The organism is Paenibacillus allorhizosphaerae (genome assembly GCF_042659105.1).
Lineage (GTDB): Bacteria > Bacillota > Bacilli > Paenibacillales > NBRC-103111 > Paenibacillus_G > Paenibacillus_G allorhizosphaerae.
Genome location: NZ_JBHSRV010000065.1, coordinates 1 through 1,076, shown reverse-complemented (window position 1 = coordinate 1,076; position 1,076 = coordinate 1). Strand labels below are relative to the sequence as shown.

1 protein-coding gene is annotated in these 1,076 nt (G+C 38.6%); it reads right to left on the bottom strand.

Features of this window, described 5'->3' with window-relative positions:
• Positions 1-180 precede the first annotated feature (180 nt).
• Positions 181-618 carry a hypothetical protein gene (locus ACFQI7_RS37740; protein WP_218103615.1) on the bottom strand — a complete coding sequence of 146 codons (438 nt, stop codon included), beginning with the start codon at positions 616-618 and terminating at the stop codon, positions 181-183.
• Positions 619-1,076: the final 458 nt, after the last annotated feature.

The window sequence follows — 1,076 nt, the reverse complement described above, 5'->3', positions numbered from 1 at the left end:
TGCATGCGCTCAAACGGATCTGCCCAACCACACTATCTACTCATTTAAACTCCTACTTAAACATGGTACGTGAAATCCTGCGAATGAGCGAGCATTCGTGAGAAAATCCTTATTCTCTGAGGGAGCTCAACGACGGTCGACGCCTTGCGGCAGCCGTATGGGGTTGCAGTATGTTGAATATCATCGAGCGTTTTTGCTAAAGCCATCCCAGTAATGATTACAAATTGTTTTTAAGGTCTCAAGTGAAACTAGGTTACGCTCGGGGTCATAAATGTAGATTTCACTTGCCTTAACGTTAAGATATCCAAAGGACTGCCCTCCGTTGATACTGCAAAATACCTTTACCTTATCCTCATTTACTTGTGCCTTTAAGATTTCAATATCAAGTTTGTTTAGTTCCTTAAAGTCCCGAATCGTCTCACTCGTGTCAACGTCTTCTAAATACAACTCAGCAGGATAAATTAGTTTTACGATAATGCCTCTACATCGTGGATTAATTAGTTCAGCAAGATACATAATGTCGATGGTACATTCAATGCCATCAACGGTATCCCTGATGTCTTCTAATCCACCATCGTGGAAAATACTGAAAAGCAATTCCTGATTTTCTAAGTTCAAATGCATTCCTCCACTAGTTATTCGTTTGCCAGCAGCCTTGTAGTGAGCTATCGAACCAGTTAGGACTCGCGCTCTGACTTCCGTTTAATATATTTTCTTCTAGTTTAAGATTAATCTGTAGGATCCCCTTTGGAATCATTATCAATCGTCTTTTCTTCTTATTTTAAAAATACAATCACCGCTACAAATGCAACTGCAATAAATAATTTTGAGAAACTGTCTATATGGCTCAACCCATTATACAAAATTCTCACCTCTTGTCATTAATACACCCTATTTACTCCAATAAATTATCGTTATTTTAGCATATATATTTGAACTATCCTGCCCGTTAACGCGGCTTCCGAATTATGACGGCTTTCGGTTTATAACTGGACATTTTGCTAAGTAGATCGTTAACCCTCTTCTGTGTAATGGGACTTAGAAAATGAAGCTTTATTTGCAAGCCAAATTCATTC